This is a genomic window from Dehalococcoidia bacterium (assembly GCA_035574915.1).
Lineage (GTDB): Bacteria > Chloroflexota > Dehalococcoidia > DSTF01 > WHTK01 > DATLYJ01.
This window is the reverse complement of the sequence record DATLYJ010000071.1, coordinates 31,929-48,888: the sequence shown is the minus strand read 5'-3', so window position 1 is coordinate 48,888 and position 16,960 is coordinate 31,929. Positions and strand designations below refer to the sequence as shown.

Genomic DNA, 16,960 nt, shown 5'->3' with positions numbered 1-16,960 from the left:
AGGGCCGGCGCCCGGGGGAGCGCCAGCAGCGCAACAGGCGCCAGCGGCGCCAGTAGCCCCAGCGGCCCCAGCGGCCCCCGCTCTGGCCCAGCTGCCCGGCATGCAGATGATGTCGCCGGACATGATCGCGCCGATGGTTTGCTTTCTCTGCACGGACTACGCCTGGAACATCAACGGCCAGATATTCGGCGTTCAGGGCGGTCAGGTCTCGATCCTGAACCATCCAGTCGCCTTCAGGACCATCTACAAGCCCGGTATGTGGACCCTGGAAGAGTTGGACGAGATGGTGCCGCGCTATCTGCTCCAGGGCACAACGAACCCGGCGCCGCCGGCGCCCGACATCGAGGTCCCGGGCCGGCCGGCGGCCGCCACGGCCTGAGGCGCCAGCCGGCGTCAACGCTATCCCCGGCCCGGGCAAGCCGCCGGCCCCAGACGGGGCGAACCGCGCCACCCATGAGCGGGCTGCCGCTGCCGCTCGACGGCGTGAGGGTGGTCGACTTCTCCTGGATCGTCGCGGGGCCGCAGGCGACCCGCATCCTCGCCCCGGAGGGCGGAAGGTACTGTATCCGGCGCCCCGTACATCTTCAGCGACACGCCGCTCGAGTTCCGGTGCCGCGCACCCCTGCTCGGCGAGCACAACTTCGAGGTCTACGTCGAGGAGCTTGGCCTGCCGGCGGCGGACCTGCTCGCGCTCGCCCAAGGGGGCGTGATTTATGGCTTCAACCGCCGCGGGGCCTCAGCGCCGGTCCTGCCACGTCGGCGCTATGGGGTCTGCGGCCACCGGGTTACGCAGCACGCCGATCTCCTCCACCTCCACTTCGACAACGTCCCCGGGCTTCATGGGCCGCGGCTGGCCCGAGGTGCCGGTGAAGATCACGTCGCCCGGATGCAGAGTGCACACCTGGCTGATGAAGCTGATGGTCTCCGCCACGCTGTTGATCATCTCGCCGGTGTTGCAGCGCTGCACCTCCTCGCCGTTGAGCCGGGTGGAAAGGTGCAGGTCCGTCGGGTCGAGGCCGTCGACGATCCAGGGGCCGATGGGCCCGAAGGTGTCGCAGGATTTGCCACGGAACCACTGCGTGTCGCCGCGCTGCCAATCGCGGGCGCTGACGTCATTGCCGCAGGTGTAGCCGAAGACGTAGTCGAGCGCCTCCTCGACCCTGACCTTCTTGCATGTCCGGCCGATCACGACCACCAGCTCCCCCTCGTAGTCGACGCGCTCGGCGCCGCCGGGCAGGATGATCGGCTGCTCCGGGTCGGCAAGGCAGGAGTTGGCCTTCACGAAGATCTCCGGCCGGGGAGAGGCGGGCTGCTCGCCAAGGTGGCTCGCGTAGTTGCGCGCCACCGCCAGCATCTGACGCGGCACAACGGGCGCCAGCAGCTTCACGGCCCGGAGGGGCAACGGGGCGCCGGAGGGCCGCCGTTCGCCGAAGAGGTCGCCCTCGATCGGCGTGATGCTGTCCCCCTCGACGAGCCCGTAGGAGACGGAGCCCTGATGTTCGAAGCGCGCGATTCTCACCCTTGTCCTCCCTTTCGGCGCCCCTGATCCAGCCGGACCGCCGCGGCCGGCGGGCGCCTTCCGGCATGTTCCTGCATCGCGGACGGGCGCGCAATTTCGCCCGGCTGCCCTCTCCTTCCAGCAACGTAAGCGCCTTCGCCCTGGCCTTTATGTGTTTGGCAGAGGGCGCGGGTCACTCTGGAGCCATGCCGCCGCGCCCTGGCGAGCTCAGGGGTCTCGCGGTGCAGGCCATCCAGGAGTCCAGAGAAGGAGGCGATAGGTTGGACCCAGTCCAGATGCTGAAGGAAGACCACCAGAAGGTGCAGGCGTTGTTCCAGCAGTTCGAGGAAGCGAAGGACAGCCCTGAGCGCATGAAGGCCATCTCCGACGCGGCGATCATGGAGCTCCAGATCCACACAATGCTGGAAGAGGAGTTGTTCTACCCGGCCATGCGCCGCGGCCAGGAGACGGAGGAGATCCTCAACGAGGCCGAGGAAGAGCACCACGTCGTCGACCTGCTCATCGACGAGATCCTCAAGATGAGACCCCAGGACCCGCACTACCCGGCGAAGTTCACGGTGTTGGCCGAAAACGTGAAACACCACATCCGCGAAGAGGAAGGCGAAATGCTGCCTAAGGCCAGGCAGTACCTCGGCGCGCGCTACGAGGAACTGGGCGATCAGATGATGGAGCGCAAGCAGAAGCTCCTCGGGCAGTTCGACGGCCGGCCGCGGGCGACCAATGGCTCACGCTCGCGGTCGAAGGCGTCGACTGGCGGCCGCTCGAGCCGGGCAACGAGCGCGCGCTCCCGCACCCGCTCGTCGAGCTCGTCCCGAAGCCGGTCGCGATAGACTCTCGGGACAAAGGAAGGAAGGAGGGCGGCCACGGCCGCCCTCCTTCCTGTTCTCGGTTCGGGCCGGTTTAAGCGCGCCTCACTCGAGCCTCAGTGGTGCGTGCCGCCCGAGCCCTCGCTGCCGTAGTCGTCCCGCCGTCCGATCTCTCGCGTGTCGCCAAGCGGCGTGTCCGCGGTCTCGGGGCCGGTCCCCACGTCGCGGCGCTCGATGCTGCCGGCGCGCGGGCTTTCCTCGCCCGGGCCGCGGCCCTCTGCCGGCCCGGTGCGGGCCTCGCCGGGGGTGAATGTACCCTCGGCGCTGTAGTCCTTCTTCTCGTACGGCTCGCGGCCGGAAACGCCCTCGGGCCCGATCCGCCCGCGCCAGGCGCCGGTCTCGACGCCCCGTTCTTCGATGAACTCCTTGAACCGCTTGAGGTCTCCCTCGACCCGGCGGGCGGCGAAGCCGAGCTTGTCGCCGACTTCCTCCTTGAGGTCCTCGGGTTCGTAGTCCATCTGGACGCTGACTTCCGTCCGCGATCCGCCCAGCCGGTGGAAGGTCACGACGCCGGCGTTGGGCACGCCGCCTTCGCTCTCCCAGGCGACGACCTGGTCGGGCACCTGGCGTGTAATGCGGGCAAGCCACTCCTTCCTCTCACCGCCCACTTCGGCTACCCAGGCCAGGCGTTCGTCGTCCAGCTGGCGGACTTCACGCACGCCCTCCATGAACCGTGGGAACTCCTCGAACTGCGTCCACTGGTTGTACGCCGTCTCCAGCGGGACTTCGACCTCGATGCTCTTTTCGATCTTTGCCATCTGTACCTCCTGACGCTGAGTCCAGGACTAACCTAGACCCCCGGGCCTCAATTCCTCGGACGGCACATGGCGCCCTCTTTTACAAGACCATTGCGAATTGGCCCGCTCTTCCCGCGGTCTGGGGCGGGCGAGCGTTGTTATGGATCTGAGAGGCGCCGTCACGTGCGATTTTGAAATTAAGCCGTAAGCTTGCGAGTGAGAGCCGGTCCCATTCGAAGGGATGACCTGACCCACATGAGTTCACAGGGCCCCGGGGTGCTGCCGCCCGGCAGATCGACGCCTGACACCGCATCCCTGGACGACCTCCGCCAGGCCGTCCAGCGCTACGACTCGCTCATCGCGGCCGTGCCTACCATGGTCTACCACGCTAACCCAAGTGGCGTCCCGACCTGGTTCAGTAGCAGCTTCTACGAGTACACCGGCATCACCCCTGACACTCTGACGAACTGGCGCAAGGTGGCCGAACTGGTGGTGCACCCTGACGACGTGAGCCGGATTGGAGGGCCTCAGCTGCAGGCGGTCAAGCAGGGCGTGCCCTTCGAGGCTGAGATACGCCTCCGCAGCCGGACAGGGGAGTATCGCTGGCACCTTAACCGCGCTGTGCCGGTGCGAAACCAGGCGGGCGAGGTCGTCGAGTGGGTGGGCACGACGACTGACATCCACGAGCGCCGGGTGATGGAGGACGACCTCCGTCGCTCCAACCAGATGAAGGACGAGTTCGTGGGCTTCGTGTCACACGAGCTGCGCTCGCCTCTCACCTCGATCTACGGCAGCGCCCGCCTCCTCCAGGCGCGCGCGGACCGGCTGAACGACCACGAGAAGCAGGAGCTCCTCGCGACAGTCGTCGATGAGTCCGAGCGGCTGAAGGAGATCATCGAGGAACTGCTTACAATCGCCCGGACCGAGCTCAGTGGCGAGATCGAAAAGACCGCCGTCGACGTCCGCGATGTCGTCCAGTCGCTGGCGGATGACCTGAAGCTGAGCGGGCGGAGGATCGACCTGGACTGCGACGAGAGCACCGTGCTCGCCGAACCCGTGATGCTGCGCCAGGTGCTCGCGAACCTGATCTCGAACGCGCACAAGTACAGTCCCCCCGAGTCGCCGATCGACGTCAGCGTGGCGCGGAGGCAAGGGGCTTACGTCGTAGAGGTAGGCGACCGCGGACCCGGCGTGCCCGCGGAGGACCTCGACCGCATCTTCGAGCCCTTCTTCCGCTCGCCGGAGAGCGCGCGCGGCGCCAAGGGCAGCGGCCTGGGCCTCGCCGTGTCCCGGCGGCTGGTGGAGGCGCAGGGCGGCTCGGTCAGCGCCCTGCTCCGCCCTGGCGGCGGCCTCCTGGTAAGGATCGAGCTGCCGCTGGACGGCGCCGCCCCGCGTGCGGCGTGCTGAGGGGGCGGCTAGTAACCGAGCCCGGGCTTGCCTATGAGGGCGCGAGCCAGGTCGCAGCGCCCGAGGTGGCCGTTGCCGTGGGCGATCAACACCTGCGAAATCGCCTCCATGCGCGGGATCTCGCCCCAGGGCGCGATGCGCACGAGGGAGGAGAGGTACGCATCGCTCATCGCCGCCACCTTCGGCACGACGGCCTCTGAGACTGCCTGTATGTAGCGCTGAAACTCTGACGGCTCGGGAAAGCGCAGCGCGAAAGCTTCCTGCGGCTCCATGCCCGTGCCCTGAGAGACCCTGGGCAGGCCCCATTTCTCCTGGAAGCCGGCGCTCAGCCAGACCGGCTGCTCGCGCTCGAACACGAAGTGAATGACGTTGTCCGCCGTGCGGACAACGTGCCAGACGTCGAAGGCGATGCAGTTGGCCCGCCCGCCGTGCGTGTCGTGCATCTCCTCCACCGTCAAGTCCGCGATGGCCCGCCCGCAGGTGGCGAGCAAGCGCGCGAGAAGGTTAGAAAGCTGTCCGGCGTGGGTTGGCTCCGCCATATCGCTCTGCCCTCACAAGCGCAGAATGGGGCCCGGGCGGGATGTCTCCGCCCGGGCCCGGGCCGTACCGCTGGCCGCCCTCAGGCGCCTTTTACCTTGTCATACGTCACCTTGTCGAACCAGAGGTAGGGGTAGGTCTCGGTCGGCGGGACGTTGCCGCCGCGCACGGCGCCGGCGTTGCCCACCCAGGGCCAGCTCAGGCCAAACCCGGCCGCCTGGTAGTGGAAGGGCACCGCGATCATCGTCGTCACCATGTAGCGCTGAATGTCCTTGATCATCGCGATTCGCTTGTTTACGTCCGTCTCCCGGATCTGGGCGTCGATCATCTGGTCCAGCCTGGGGTCTTCGCCCTTGGGCTGGCGTGAGGCGTTGCCGCCGGAGTGGTACTGGGCCAGCAGTTGGTGCCCGGCCTCGTCGCCCTGGGCGGCGGGCGTCACCGCCATGCCATCCCAGGCCCCGATGGCCTGGCCGCCGAAGTGGATGTTCGGGATGTAGTCGCTCTGGTAGTCCAGGGGGTTCAGGCGGACGTCGAAGAGGTTGCTCTCCTGGATGATCCCATGGAGCAGTTGGACGTACTGCTGATAGACCGTGCCGTAACCGTTGTGCGGGTAGAAGAGCTTCGTGCTGAGCTTGCCCGTTATGCCCGCGGCGTTCAGGAGCTTGCGGGCCTCGGCGAGGTCGAGCCGGAAGTACTTCGCGGCGTCGCCCATTTCCTTGCCCGTCGGGTCAAGCCAGTAGCCTTCCCAGCCGGCGCCGATGAAGTTGTTGAGGCGGATGGTGCTGGGGAGGCCGGCGGCCTGGAATTTCGCCGAGTCCGATTGCGTGTCGGCGAGCAGTTGGCGGTCGATCGCCATGGAAAGCGCCTGGCGCACGCGCGCGTCCTTGAAGGGCCCCTGGAAGCCGAAGAAGACGGCGGGCGTACCGATACCGTAGTCGCCTTTGAAGAGGTTCAGGGCCGGGATGTCCTGCTTTACGGAGAGGATGTCCTCCTGCCGGACAACGCCGCCCCAGATGTTGCCGGCGCGGAACTGCGCCAGCTGTGTGGGGTACTCGGGGACGATGGGCGCGCTCCACCCTTCGAGGAAAGGCCGGCCCTTCACGTACCAGTCGGGGTTTCGCCGGAACTCGATGATGGTGGAGGCCTGGTAGTTGGACACCATCCAAGGGCCGGCGCCGCGCACTTCGTTCTTCGGGTCAAACTTGCCGTCCGACTCTCGGGGCATGATCTGGATGTTCAGGGCGCGCGACAGGGTAGCTATGAGCGGCACGTAGGGGAACTTCAGCTTCATGACGACCGTGCGGCTGTCCGGCGCCGAGAGCGAGAGGATAGGCGCAGCTTCGCTCTTGGAGTTGAAGAAGTTGTTCGCGTTCGGGCTCAGGCGCAGGAAGCGGTCGGCGCTGAAGAGCACGTCCTCGGCATCCACGGCCCGGCCGTTTGTCGGCGCGCGCCGGTCCCAGATCGCACCCTGGCGGAGCTTGAAAGTGAGGGTGAGCCCGTCCCCGGAGAACTCCCAGCCTTCGGCCAGGTCGCCCTCTTTCTCTTCCGTCCGGGTGCCCGTGAAGCTGGTCTTGGTCTTCACGAGCCGCGGGTAGCAGAAGTAGGAGACGAACTGGGCCCGGGCGGAGCTTCCTCCGTAAGGGTCCATGCCCTGGATGTCGTTCGCCTCGAAGGACTGGTAGACGCCGCCCGGCACCGCCCGGCTGGAGGAGTCCTCAACCTTCGCCAGGAGGCCGGACTCGCCTTGAGTGCTTGCGCCGCCGTCGCTGCCGCCGCCGCAGCCGGCGAGCGCCAGCGCGGCGCCAGCACTGAGGCCTGCCCCGGCCGCCAGCGCCCGCCGGCGGCTCAAGCGGCGCGCGAGAGTCTGCGTCCAGTAACCCTGTCCTGAAGACATATCTTCGCTCCCTTCGACGCGGCGGCGCTCCTGGAGTCCACCGCTGGAATCGTTTCCCGGATTCTAGGCGTAGCTACTCGCCGCGTCAACGACGATCAGGTTAACGCGGCGCCGGCCCGCACGACCCGCGGTCGATGAATTCCGCCGGCAGGCGGCGCAAGGCGGCCGCCGGCATGCCGCACAGCGTGTCGAGCACTGCGTTTACGGCCGTGGCCCCGGCCTCGTAGTAATCGAAGCGGACGACGGATATGGGAGGGTTGTAGGCGAAAGCCCAGGGCGAGTCGCCGAAGCAGATGAACGACACGTCCCCTGGTATGCGCAGGCCGCAGTCGCGGATGGCCGCGAGAAGATAGGGCGCCATCAAGTGCACGCCGGCGATGTATGCCGTTGGCGCCTCCGGGCCGTGACAGAGGCGCTCGACGAGGCCGCTGCACTGGTCACCGTCCCGGACGATACTCAGGACAGCCGTGGACGGGTCCGCGCCGGCCTCACGCAGCGCGGACTGGAGCGCGCCGAACCGTTCGGACATCTGGGGGTTTCGCCCGCGCGAGACGAAGCAGATGCGCCGGTGGCCCAGACTCACGAGGTGCCCGAAGGCAGCCCTGTTCGCCGCGGTCTCGTCGCGCGGGTCTTCGAGGTTGCGCTGGGCCCAGTCCTCGCCCAGCGGCGGGTAGATCGGGACGCCTTCGTCGATGAAGCCGCCCAGCGAGTCTGTCGCCATTATTGGCCCGCGGAGGATGAGCGCGTCGATGCGGCGCTCGTAGAGATTCTGGAGCATGCGGGCCTGCACCTCGCGCGAGTTCTGGCCGTCGGCGATGAGCAGTTCGTAGCCCCGGGCCTCGGCGGCGTGCTCGGCGCCGCGCAGGAAGTCGGTGTAGATCGGGTTCGCCAGGTCGCTGAGGAGGACGCCGATGGTATGTGTGCGCGAGCTCCGCAGGCCCCGGGCGCTGGGATTGGCCTTGAAGTTCAGGCGCTGCGCCGCGGCCAGCACCTTCTCGCGCGTCGCCTCGCTGGTGTAGTCGGAGCCATTGAGGACGCGCGAGACCGTCGAGACGGCGACTCCGGCGGCCCGGGCCACGTCCTGGATCGTGACGCGGCCGCTGCGTCTGTTCGTCCGGTTGTCCAGCGGGCGTCCTTCTTGCATCGGCACAAGCATTAACGTCCAAGACGAAGTGTTCAAGACCCCGAATGTTTCAGCAAATCGGTCTGGCCCCGGATGGCCAGGGATGAGCTTGGCCGAAAAGGTGTGCGGCAGGGGGCTCCCGGGGCGAGCGAGGCTCAGCGGCGGGCGCGCTCCATGGCCCTGGCAAGGCGGCGGATACCCTCCGGGATGTCCTGCTCCGCCGTGTAGCTGTAGGCCAGGCGGATATGGTCCGAGTGCCCCTGGCTCCAGAAGCGGGTGGGGGCCTCACCGGCCGTGAGGTCGGCGAAGAAGCCGCGCCCGCCGACAAAGGCGACGCCTTCTTCGCGGGCATACGCCGCCAGCGCGACCGGGTCGATCTGCTCCGAGAGCTTCATCCAGAGGAAGAAGCCGCCCCGCGGGTCCGTCCAGCGGGCGAAGCTCGAACAGCGCTCCCGCAGTTCGTTCAGCATCACGTCCCGCTTGCGCTCGTAGAGGGCGCGCATCTGGGCTATGTGGTCGTCCAGGCGGCCATCGGCAGCGTAGCGGTTGATGGTGCGGATGACGAAAGGGCTGATGCCCATGTCGAATCGCGTGGCGATGAGGGCGTCGATCACGGGCTGCGTCGCCTGGCACCAGCCAACCCTAAGCCCTGTGGCGAGGATCTTGCTGAAGGTGCCGATCTTGATCACCCCGCGGCCCTGCGACATCGAGTAGAGGGACTGGGGAAGCCGCTCTTCGAACCCGATCTCGCCGTAAGCGTCGTCCTCGACGATCAGGATGTCGTGCCGCTCGCAAAGGTCGAGGAGCCTGTGGCGCCGCTCGACCGACAGGGTGGAGCCCGTCGGGTTGTGGTAATTCGGGATGGTGTACAGCATCTTGGCGCGGCGGCCGCGGCGGTCCAGGTCTCGAACGAGCTCCTCGAGCGCTTCCACGATCAGCCCGTCGCCGTCGACCGGCACGGACTCGATATCGACTCCCATGGCGCGTATGGCGCGGATCGAGCCGGGGAAGCTCGGCGCCTCCACGATCACGATCTCGCCCTCGCGCAGGAAGGTGTTGCAGACGTTCTCGAGGGCGTGCGCGCTGCCGTTGGTCAGGGTGTAGTTCGCAGCGGTCAGGGGCAGCCCGTCAATCCTCGTCCAGTGGTCCGCCAGCCAGTCGCGCAGGCCCTGGAATCCCTGGGCGCCGCCGTACTGGAGCGCCACGGTGCCCTCCTCGCGCAGCACGCGCTCGGAGGCGGTGACCAGGTCCTCGATGGGCAGGTAAGCGGGGTCCGGGATGCCGCCGGTAAAGGCGATGGGTGGCCGCGCCACCTGGGGGACGTCGTTGCCAGAGCCGGGGCCGGTGTAGGCAACGCCCGCGCGCTTCGCCCTCTCGGAGAGGCCGTTAGTCAGCAGTTCCTCTTCCCAGTTGGCGGCTCGGGCGATCGTCATCGGGTGCCCCCTGTCTGGATGATGGCAGGTATTGTACAACCCCGCTTTCCAGCGAAAGTGCGCGGCCACCGGCGCCGGATTAGCGGCGCCCTTGGCCCACTCCGTCCTGCGATGGGCGGCGGCGAACGGTCCAGGCATGAGAGCCCAGCGTCCCGACGCGCATCCGCCGCGGCCGTGAGGGGCCCGGGCGCGCTGATCCGTGCAAAGCCGCATGTACAATGGGGCACCAGATACGGGCCGGTTGCAGGAGCGAGCGGGTGAGCGTCGACAGCGTTGTGTTTCGGCATGCGGTGAGCACCTTCGGGACGGGCGTGACCGTCATAACCACCGGGCGAGATGGGAACTACCACGCGATGACCGCCAACGCCTTCATGTCGCTCTCCCTGGAGCCGATTACCGTCCTCGTCTCGATCGAGAAGACAGCCAATACCTACCCCATTATCCTGGCCGCCGGCGTCTTCACCGTGAACATCCTCGCGGAGGACCAGGAGGAGGTGTCCCGCACCTACGCCAGCAAGGCCATGCAGGACCGCCACACCCTGAAGGACGCCGAATTCACCATCGGCCGGAACGGAGTGCCGAAGCTCGCCGGCTGTCTCGCCTACATCGAGTGCCACACGATCAAGACCTACGACGGCTTCGACCACACGCTGTTCGTCGGCGAGGTCGATAGCGCCGAGGTGGCCCGGGACGTGCCGCCGCTGATGTACTTCCGCAGCGCTTACCGGCGTCTGGCTCCGTGAGCCCGCCGCTCCGGGTCTCCGGGGACGGTCCCGCGCCCGCCGTCCGGGGCGCTCAGCTCCCGCGTGTATAGGATGTCCTGGTCCCCGCACACGGCGGTTTTGACCGCCTCTGGGGCGCGTGCTATCGTGCATTGGGCTGCATCGGAAGCTCCCCGAAAGCCCCGGGGTGTTTTTTGTTTGTGGCATGGTGGGCGTAGCGTAGCGGTTAACGCGCCTGGTTGTGGCCCAGGAGATCGAGGGTTCAAATCCCTCCGCTCACCCCAAATCTCAAGTCCCTCCTCAGGGCGGCGGTTAGACAATGAGTGAGTTCTCGCCCGCGCAGGCGGACCCTCCACCCCCCGCATCGAGTGAACCCCCGCCGCCCGCGTCCGAGGCGGAGCCAGCCTCCAGCCCGCCTGTCCAGGCGGCCCCGGCCGGCCGCGGCCTGCCGTCCTGGCTGCCGTACTTCCTGCTGGCAGTGGTGCCCGCGGTCATCACCGGGCTCGTGGTCTACGCCGCGGGCGGAGGCGGAGGGGGCGGCGGCTCCGACGCAGCGGCGATAGTCGACGGCCTCTTCCGCTCCGGCGGTTCAGACGACGACATCCAGTCGTTCAGGGGAGAATTGCCGCCGGGCTTCCCCGCTGACCTGCCGCGCTATCCTGGCGCGAAGGTCCTCGTCTCATTCCTCGTCCGCTCGTCCGAAGGCGCGAACTACTTCGTCATCTACGAGAGCAGCGCTGATGTCGACGAGATACTTTCCTTCTACCAGCAAAAGCTGGACGAGGAGCCCTGGCAGGTCGAAGGAGCGATCTCCAGCGAGCAGATCAGGGCGGTGGCCTTCTCGCGCCCGGACGACGCCGACGTGGAGGGCAACGTCACGGTCGCGAGCTCGGAACTCGGCGACAAGGCCGCCATCTATGTCTCCTTCCAGGACGTTACGCCAACAGGCCTGCGGCCCATCGAGCCGAAGCCCTTCGTCCTGCGCCCGACCCTCGCCCTGCCGCCGGGCTTCCCCAGCGACGTGCCGATCTACTCCGGGAAGGAGAAGTCCACGGTCACCTCGACCAGGTTTCAGCGGGGCGGTGGCACCACCAGCTATCAGATCGCCTTCGTTACCAAGAACAGCGACGTGGACGTCATCAACTTCTACCGTAGCGAGTTCCAGAAGCGCGGCTGGATCGTGACGGACGGGCAGCCGCTCAGCACCCGCGACTTCTCGATCAGCATCGACTTCCGCGACGGTCCGCGGCAGTTGCTGCAGGGCAACATACGGGCCGACGCCCACCCCGACGACGGCGCCTACACGCTCGTCGTCCTCTCGGTGGACGTAAGCGCCTCTCGCGGCCGCGGCAACTGACGCCCCGGAGTCTGTCGCCCCGGGCGAAGAGCCGATTCCCCGGTCTGCACCCTCGGGCAGCAAATGCGTCAGCGGCGGCCGTCCCTCAGTGTCGGCCTGAACCCTCCCGCTTCCTCACGAACCCGGGTCCGCTTCGCGTGCTAGGATTGATTGGCGCCTGAGCCCCCGTAGCTCAATTGGACAGAGCGTCTGACTTCGGATCAGAAGGTTGCGGGTTCGAGTCCTGCCGGGGGTGCCAGTCAGACCTGAAAGGGCCGCGGGCGTGGCCCTTTTCCGTTAGCAGGCCTTGGTTGGCCCCGAGTGGCCACCAACCGCCGGATGGAGGCATGCGGTTACAATCGCTGCGGTGCCTCGGGTCATTGTCGCCCTCCTTGTCGCCGTCCTGGCCGGCTTCGCCGCGCTGCCCTTCGTGGCGAGCGCAGACGAAGGGTTCGTCATCAAGTCCTTCGGCACCAGCTACGCGGTCCGGGAGGACGGGTCCATCGATGTGATCGAGGACCTTCTGGTGGAGTTCACGGCCCGCAAGCACGGCATCTTTCGCGATATCCCGGTGCTGTTCGCGTACGACGCCAGGCACGACCGCGAGTACAAGGTCGACGTGCGCAGCGTCACCGACGGCCAGCGTGCCTGGCGCTACGAGGTGAGCCGCGAGGGCGCGATCGTGCGCATCAAGATCGGCGACCCGGACCGCTTCGTGACCGGCCCGCAACGCTACGTGATCAGCTACAGGCTGAGCGGCGCGCTCAACTCGTTCCCAGACCACGAGGAGCTGTACTGGAACATAACCGGCGTGTGGGGCGTCCCCATAGAGCGCGCCAGCGCCGCGGTTACCGCGCCTTCCATCACGGCCGTCGAATGCTTCCAGGGCTTCGAGGGCTCGCGCGAGCGCTGCCAGACGGGGATCAGCCCCTCGCGGGCAGACTTCGTGACCGGGCGCGCGCTGAGCCCGGGGGAGCAGCTCACGATCGTTGTCGGGCTGGCTAAGGGGTCCGTGGCGGAGCCCCAGCCGATCCTGCGCGAGAGGAAGACGCCCGGCGAAGTGATCCGGGACTTCCTTGGCCTGAAGCCTCTTCCGATTGCCGCGGCCGCGGCTGTAGGCGCGATCGCCTTCGGCGCGGTCATCCGCCTCTGGTGGCTCCAGGGCCGGGACCGCTGGTACGGCGACGTCCAGTACCTGTCCGGCGCGACGGCCGAAGAGCCGAAGCCCCTGGGCGCCAGGGAGACCATAGTTGTCGAGTACGCGCCGCCGGAGGTGGGTAAGCCGCCGCGGCCACTGCGTCCGGCCGAAGTCGGCTTGCTGATGGACGAGGCCGCCGACACCCTCGACGTCAGCGCGACCATCGTAGACCTCGCCGTCCGCGGCTATCTCCGCATCACCGAGGAGGGAGACCGCAAGTACAGCCTTACTCGCATCAAGGAGCCGGACGAGGCCCTCCTCCCCTACGAGGCGTCGCTCCTCAGCGCGCTATTCAAGGGCACTCACGGCACGGTCAGACTGGATGACCTGAAGGACAACTTCTACGACGACCTTGCCCGCGTGAAGGAGATGCTCTACACCCAGGCCGTCAAGCAGGACCGGATGTTCCCGGCGAGCCCGCAATCGGTGCGGGTACTGTATGCCGTGGCCTCGGTGCTGGTGATGATGGTGGGAGGCGTGCTGGTCTTCGTCCTCGGGGCCGTCGGCGCCGGCATTGTCGGCGTGCCGATCGGCCTAGCCGGACTGGCGCTTCTCGCCGCCAGTCCGGCGATGCCGCGCCGCACCGCCGCCGGCCGCGAGCTCTACCGCCGCGCGCGCGGGTTCCACGAGTACATGGTCACCGCCGAGACCGACCGCGCGCGATTTGCCGAGGAAATCGGCCTTTTCGAGAAGTACCTGCCTTACGCGATCGTCTTCAAGGTGACGGAGAAGTGGGCGAAGGCGTTCGAAGGCCTCGGCGCGCAGCAGGCCATGATGTCCTGGTACACGGGGACGCGGCCGTTCGTGGTCTCGAACTTCGCCCGGGATATCGGCAGCTTCTCTTCGAGCATCGCCAGCGTCATGGCTTCGACGCCGTCGAGCTCCGGAAGCAGCGGCTTCAGTATTGGCGGCGGCGCCGGCGGCGGGGGCGGCGGCGGGGGTGGCGGCAGCTGGTAGCCGCAAGGCGAGGGTTGTACGTCGAGCGGCGGTGCTGGCGCCGGACGCCCGGCGCGGTCAGCGGCCGAAGAGGTCCTGCCACCAGCGGCGGCCGGGCTCGTCCGGGGTGGCCTCCGCTGGGGGCGGAGCTTTGACGATGACCAGCGTTTCGCCGGGCTTGACCAGCCCGAATACGCGCCTCGCCATGAACTCGACGTATTCGTCGCTGCGCAGGTACTCGCGGATCTGCTCCAGTTGCTTCTCCTGCGCCATCAGCTCCTGCACCTCGCGACGCAGGCGGTCCTCGTCGTCGGTGAGCCTGTAGTAGTCGACTGCCCGGCCGCCAGCGTGCACGAGGAGGTAGGCGATGACGACCAGCGATAGCGCGAGGATGATGCGGCCGGGTGAGAAGAGGAGGATAAGCCTCCGGAGCAACGTGGAACCGCCCTCGTACCCGCCGCGCGCGAGTCTAGCATAACGGGTAAACCACCGACAACGGCTCGCCCTGGCGCTTCAGGGCCCGCGCGACAACTCCGCTTCCCCGTCGGCGAAGGTGAGCCGCATGGGAAACGCGAGCCGGACCTCCTGAAGCTCGCGGTTCACGATGTCTTCGACCTCGCGCCGGAGGAGGCCCGGCACCGGGATGCCGGCCGCGCTGGTGTGGGACAGGTGCAGTACCGGGTGCTCTCCCGAGAGGTCCAGCGTCCCCTCCGCGCGGACGCCAATCTTGCGCCCCAGGGCCGTCTCTACACGCAGGAAGCCCGTCGCCTTGCCGTCCTCGAAGCAGAGCGCGATGCCGGAGATGCGCCCTGTCCTGCCCTCGAAGAAGCGCTCGGCGCGGGCCGTGGCCTCCTCTTCGCTGAACCCCATCTCCGCAAGCCTGCCCGCCACGGCAACGAAGGCCGCCAGCTTCGCGTCGAAGGCGACCGCGGCCACGGCCCGCTCCAGCGTAGCGGCCGCGGGCGGGGCGCAGTCCGGGCGGCTCGCGCCGCCGGCAAAGAAGAGGTATCCCGCCGTCCCGACAAGGGCGAGAAAGGCGAGCGTGAACAGGAGTGTCGCCAGTCCAAGAAGGCGGAAGATCAGGCCCACGGTCGTGCGGGCCAGCGCGCTGAGGTCACGGCGATATCCTAAGCGTTACGCCGACCCCGTTATCGGCGGCGGCCGGAGTCAGGCAAGCGAGGAAGTAGCTGCCCGCGGGCGGCGCCTGGAAGGGAAAAGTCAGGGTCTCTCGCTTCGCGGGGTCGTCCTTCTTGTCCGGCGCGTACATGTCCGGCCGCAAACCCGGCCGCGGCGCCAGCACCGTCTCGCCGATCAGCGTCGCGCGTTCGACGAAGGCGAGGTTCTTCTGGTCCTCCGTCAGGGCGTCCGGGTCCTCGTAGTAGCAGGCCACCCTGACCGGCACGGGATAGCCGTTTGTGATGCCCACGTTCACCGCCAGCCGCGACCCGGCTGGGCAGACCCAGGTTGCCCCCTGGCGGTCGCAGCGCTGCTCCTCGATCCCCGCCTGGCGGGTCAACCAGAGCGACTTGAACAGCTCGGTGCCTTCGAAGCTTCCGTTGAACCGGACGCCGCATGCCCCCAGGAGGAGCGGCGCTAACACGAGCAGGACAACGTGGCTGGCAAGCTTCGCTCCCAAACCGCGTCGATGATAGCAACGCCGCCACGAACACCCCAGCGCAGGGGGCGGCCGGCAAGAGCCGCTTACACGTTCAGGACGAAGTCGAAGCGCCCCGCCTTGCCGCCGGCCTCGTCCCGGTAGTCCTCGATGATCAGCCTGGCGTTGAAGATGCCGTCGCGGGCGTTCGCAGGCTCATTCGGGAAGTAGAGCTGGGTTGTCAGCACGGGCCGGTTGGGCGCCTGCACCTTCACATGGATGTGGCGGGTGCGGCCGGTGTAGATGCCGGGCACTATGGTCGTGAGCTGGTAGCGGCCCTGGGCGTCCGTGAACTGATGGCCGCGCAACCTGTAGCCGGCGTTGTCGTAAACGCCGGCGCTGTCGCACTGCCAGAAGTCGACCAGGGCGCGGGCGATGGGCTGGCAGTTGGTGTTCATGACCAGGCCGCTTACGACGAGCCGCGTGCCCGTGATGCCGGGCTCGAGGAGAGACGCGCGCTCGGGCGAGTTCGGCGTGAAGTACGGGCCCTCGGTCTGGGCGACGGTCGGGTCGTCATCGTCGTCGCCGCAGGCGGGCGTGGCGACGGCCTGAGGCTGTGAGGTGGCGGTGAGGGCCGGAATGGTCGAAACGGCGGTCTGTCCGCCGCTCCCCGTGCGGTCCGTCCCTCCCGCTCCGCTGCCGGGCTGGTCGTCCGAGCAGGCGACGAAGAGTGGAAGCGGTAACGCGAGGCCGAGAAGCACGAATTTGCGGCGCGACAGCCTGAGGCGCGGTGTGAGGCTCATGTCGGATGCTCCCAGAGAGGTATCCCTGACATTATGGCCACACCGGGACGGGACCGGGATTAAAGGACGGCGACAGAATTGTTAAGGGACTCGCGCCTCGGTCAACCCGAGGCCGCCGCCATCTGGCGCGTCCAGGTCGCCATGTCGAAGTAGTCACGCCAGGCCGAGATCAGGGCGCCGTCGAGCTCGAAGACTCCCGCGACGGGTAGCTCCACCGTGCGCTCGCCCATGACGAAGCGGTCGAGGCGCTCGGTGAAGACCCTGTTCCCATCGGCCGCAATCCCGAGCATCACGAACTCCACCGACTGCGCCGGCCCGAGAAAGCGCTGCAGCACGGCCCGGATCGCCGCTTTGCCCTGGACTGGAGGCCCCGGCATGTTGTGGTAGACGGCGTCCTCGGTGAAGTACGTCAGAAGCTCGTCTGGGTCGCGCCGGGCGAAGGCATCGCAGAACCTGCGTATGGTCTCGATCTCAGCATCAGACATGGTCCCTCCCTCGGAGTCGGCGCCCGGGCGCGGGCGCTATGTCTCGCCCTCCCGCCACTCCACCCCGTACATGCGCACGGCCCCTCGAAGCCCTTCATCGGTGCGGGGATTCTAGCACCGGCTTCACCGCATCTCGTTTCCACTGCTATGCTTGTCCTGATGCAGCGCACCATACCTTCGGAGAAAAGGCGAAGCCCCGGCTCATCACCGGGGCTGGTGATTAGCGCCTAGGTTCGCACCCGCGAATTTCGCCGGCGCCCGCCGCGCCGAGCACTCCGGAGGTCGATTCTCATGGACGTGAGCCCGGTTGTATTGATGGAGGCGTTGCACCTCGCCCGCTCGTCTTTGCCCCGGTGGAGAGGCGGAAGGC

The 16,960-nt window shown here is 67.7% G+C and carries 17 protein-coding genes and 2 tRNA genes; 8 read left to right on the top strand and 11 right to left on the bottom strand.

Annotation, left to right across the window (positions count from 1 at the left end):
• Window positions 1-379, top strand: a 379-nt coding sequence (locus tag VNN10_06765) for a hypothetical protein (GenBank protein ID HXH21712.1), incomplete at its 5' end; no start/stop codon positions are given.
• A gap of 357 nt (window positions 380-736) precedes the next feature.
• Here the strand turns inward: VNN10_06765 and VNN10_06760 are convergent.
• On the bottom strand, window positions 737-1,519 hold the full coding sequence (locus tag VNN10_06760; GenBank protein HXH21711.1) for a fumarylacetoacetate hydrolase family protein: 783 nt from the start codon (window positions 1,517-1,519) through the stop codon (window positions 737-739).
• A gap of 260 nt (window positions 1,520-1,779) precedes the next feature.
• Between VNN10_06760 and VNN10_06755 the strand changes: the two genes are divergently transcribed.
• Entirely contained in the window at window positions 1,780-2,349 is a 570-nt protein-coding gene (locus VNN10_06755; protein ID HXH21710.1) for a hemerythrin domain-containing protein, read from the top strand.
• Window positions 2,350-2,441: 92 nt separating this feature from the next.
• Here the strand turns inward: VNN10_06755 and VNN10_06750 are convergent, their stop codons facing one another.
• Window positions 2,442-3,143: an SRPBCC family protein gene (locus tag VNN10_06750; protein HXH21709.1), complete on the bottom strand. Its 702-nt coding sequence runs from the start codon at window positions 3,141-3,143 to the stop codon at window positions 2,442-2,444.
• Window positions 3,144-3,377: 234 nt separating this feature from the next.
• On the opposite strand from VNN10_06750, the gene VNN10_06745 reads away from it, so the two are divergent.
• Window positions 3,378-4,529 (top strand): PAS domain-containing sensor histidine kinase, encoded by a 1,152-nt coding sequence (locus tag VNN10_06745; protein ID HXH21708.1) that lies wholly within the window; start codon window positions 3,378-3,380, stop codon window positions 4,527-4,529.
• 8 nt (window positions 4,530-4,537) lie between these two features.
• Here VNN10_06745 and VNN10_06740 read toward each other — a convergent pair whose 3' ends face one another.
• The 4 genes from VNN10_06740 to VNN10_06725 form a co-directional block, all read right to left on the bottom strand.
• Window positions 4,538-5,068: a DinB family protein gene (locus VNN10_06740; protein HXH21707.1), complete on the bottom strand. Its 531-nt coding sequence runs from the start codon at window positions 5,066-5,068 to the stop codon at window positions 4,538-4,540.
• An 80-nt stretch (window positions 5,069-5,148) separates the two neighbouring features.
• Entirely contained in the window at window positions 5,149-6,960 is a 1,812-nt protein-coding gene (locus tag VNN10_06735; GenBank protein HXH21706.1) for an ABC transporter substrate-binding protein, read from the bottom strand.
• A 100-nt stretch (window positions 6,961-7,060) separates the two neighbouring features.
• Window positions 7,061-8,104, bottom strand: coding sequence for a LacI family DNA-binding transcriptional regulator (locus VNN10_06730; GenBank protein ID HXH21705.1), 1,044 nt, complete (start codon window positions 8,102-8,104; stop codon window positions 7,061-7,063).
• A 134-nt stretch (window positions 8,105-8,238) separates the two neighbouring features.
• Window positions 8,239-9,516 (bottom strand): PLP-dependent aminotransferase family protein, encoded by a 1,278-nt coding sequence (locus VNN10_06725; protein HXH21704.1) that lies wholly within the window; start codon window positions 9,514-9,516, stop codon window positions 8,239-8,241.
• Between the two features lie 257 nt (window positions 9,517-9,773).
• Between VNN10_06725 and VNN10_06720 the strand changes: the two genes are divergently transcribed.
• From VNN10_06720 to VNN10_06700, 5 genes are all read left to right on the top strand, one after another.
• On the top strand, window positions 9,774-10,259 hold the full coding sequence (locus tag VNN10_06720; protein HXH21703.1) for a flavin reductase family protein: 486 nt from the start codon (window positions 9,774-9,776) through the stop codon (window positions 10,257-10,259).
• Between the two features lie 187 nt (window positions 10,260-10,446).
• Window positions 10,447-10,522 (top strand) — tRNA-His (locus VNN10_06715).
• A gap of 35 nt (window positions 10,523-10,557) precedes the next feature.
• Window positions 10,558-11,595, top strand: coding sequence for a hypothetical protein (locus VNN10_06710; protein ID HXH21702.1), 1,038 nt, complete (start codon window positions 10,558-10,560; stop codon window positions 11,593-11,595).
• 161 nt (window positions 11,596-11,756) lie between these two features.
• Window positions 11,757-11,833 (top strand) — tRNA-Arg (locus tag VNN10_06705).
• A 108-nt stretch (window positions 11,834-11,941) separates the two neighbouring features.
• Entirely contained in the window at window positions 11,942-13,729 is a 1,788-nt protein-coding gene (locus VNN10_06700) for a DUF2207 domain-containing protein (protein ID HXH21701.1), read from the top strand.
• A gap of 57 nt (window positions 13,730-13,786) precedes the next feature.
• Here VNN10_06700 and VNN10_06695 read toward each other — a convergent pair whose 3' ends face one another.
• From VNN10_06695 to VNN10_06675, 5 genes are all read right to left on the bottom strand, one after another.
• Window positions 13,787-14,143: a septum formation initiator family protein gene (locus tag VNN10_06695; GenBank protein HXH21700.1), complete on the bottom strand. Its 357-nt coding sequence runs from the start codon at window positions 14,141-14,143 to the stop codon at window positions 13,787-13,789.
• 78 nt (window positions 14,144-14,221) lie between these two features.
• Window positions 14,222-14,797 carry a hypothetical protein gene (locus VNN10_06690; GenBank protein HXH21699.1) on the bottom strand — a complete coding sequence of 192 codons (576 nt, stop codon included), beginning with the start codon at window positions 14,795-14,797 and terminating at the stop codon, window positions 14,222-14,224.
• A gap of 25 nt (window positions 14,798-14,822) precedes the next feature.
• Window positions 14,823-15,344, bottom strand: coding sequence for a hypothetical protein (locus VNN10_06685; GenBank protein ID HXH21698.1), 522 nt, complete (start codon window positions 15,342-15,344; stop codon window positions 14,823-14,825).
• A gap of 65 nt (window positions 15,345-15,409) precedes the next feature.
• Window positions 15,410-16,105: a hypothetical protein gene (locus VNN10_06680; GenBank protein ID HXH21697.1), complete on the bottom strand. Its 696-nt coding sequence runs from the start codon at window positions 16,103-16,105 to the stop codon at window positions 15,410-15,412.
• Between the two features lie 101 nt (window positions 16,106-16,206).
• Complete coding sequence (locus VNN10_06675; GenBank protein HXH21696.1) at window positions 16,207-16,590, bottom strand: limonene-1,2-epoxide hydrolase family protein; 384 nt, start codon at window positions 16,588-16,590, stop codon at window positions 16,207-16,209.
• Window positions 16,591-16,960 lie beyond the last annotated feature (370 nt).

Excerpts from the sequence above, each read along its gene's own strand:
- VNN10_06750 (HXH21709.1), bottom strand. The coding sequence starts at position 3,143 with ATGGCAAAGATCGAAAAGAGCATCGAGGTCGAAGTCCCGCTGGAGACG.
- VNN10_06745 (HXH21708.1), top strand. The coding sequence starts at position 3,378 with ATGAGTTCACAGGGCCCCGGGGTGCTGCCGCCCGGCAGATCGACGCCT.
- VNN10_06740 (HXH21707.1), bottom strand. The coding sequence starts at position 5,068 with ATGGCGGAGCCAACCCACGCCGGACAGCTTTCTAACCTTCTCGCGCGC.
- VNN10_06735 (HXH21706.1), bottom strand. The coding sequence starts at position 6,960 with ATGTCTTCAGGACAGGGTTACTGGACGCAGACTCTCGCGCGCCGCTTG.
- VNN10_06730 (HXH21705.1), bottom strand. The coding sequence starts at position 8,104 with ATGCAAGAAGGACGCCCGCTGGACAACCGGACGAACAGACGCAGCGGC.
- VNN10_06725 (HXH21704.1), bottom strand. The coding sequence starts at position 9,516 with ATGACGATCGCCCGAGCCGCCAACTGGGAAGAGGAACTGCTGACTAAC.
- VNN10_06710 (HXH21702.1), top strand. The coding sequence starts at position 10,558 with ATGAGTGAGTTCTCGCCCGCGCAGGCGGACCCTCCACCCCCCGCATCG.
- VNN10_06680 (HXH21697.1), bottom strand. The coding sequence starts at position 16,105 with ATGAGCCTCACACCGCGCCTCAGGCTGTCGCGCCGCAAATTCGTGCTT.
- VNN10_06675 (HXH21696.1), bottom strand. The coding sequence starts at position 16,590 with ATGTCTGATGCTGAGATCGAGACCATACGCAGGTTCTGCGATGCCTTC.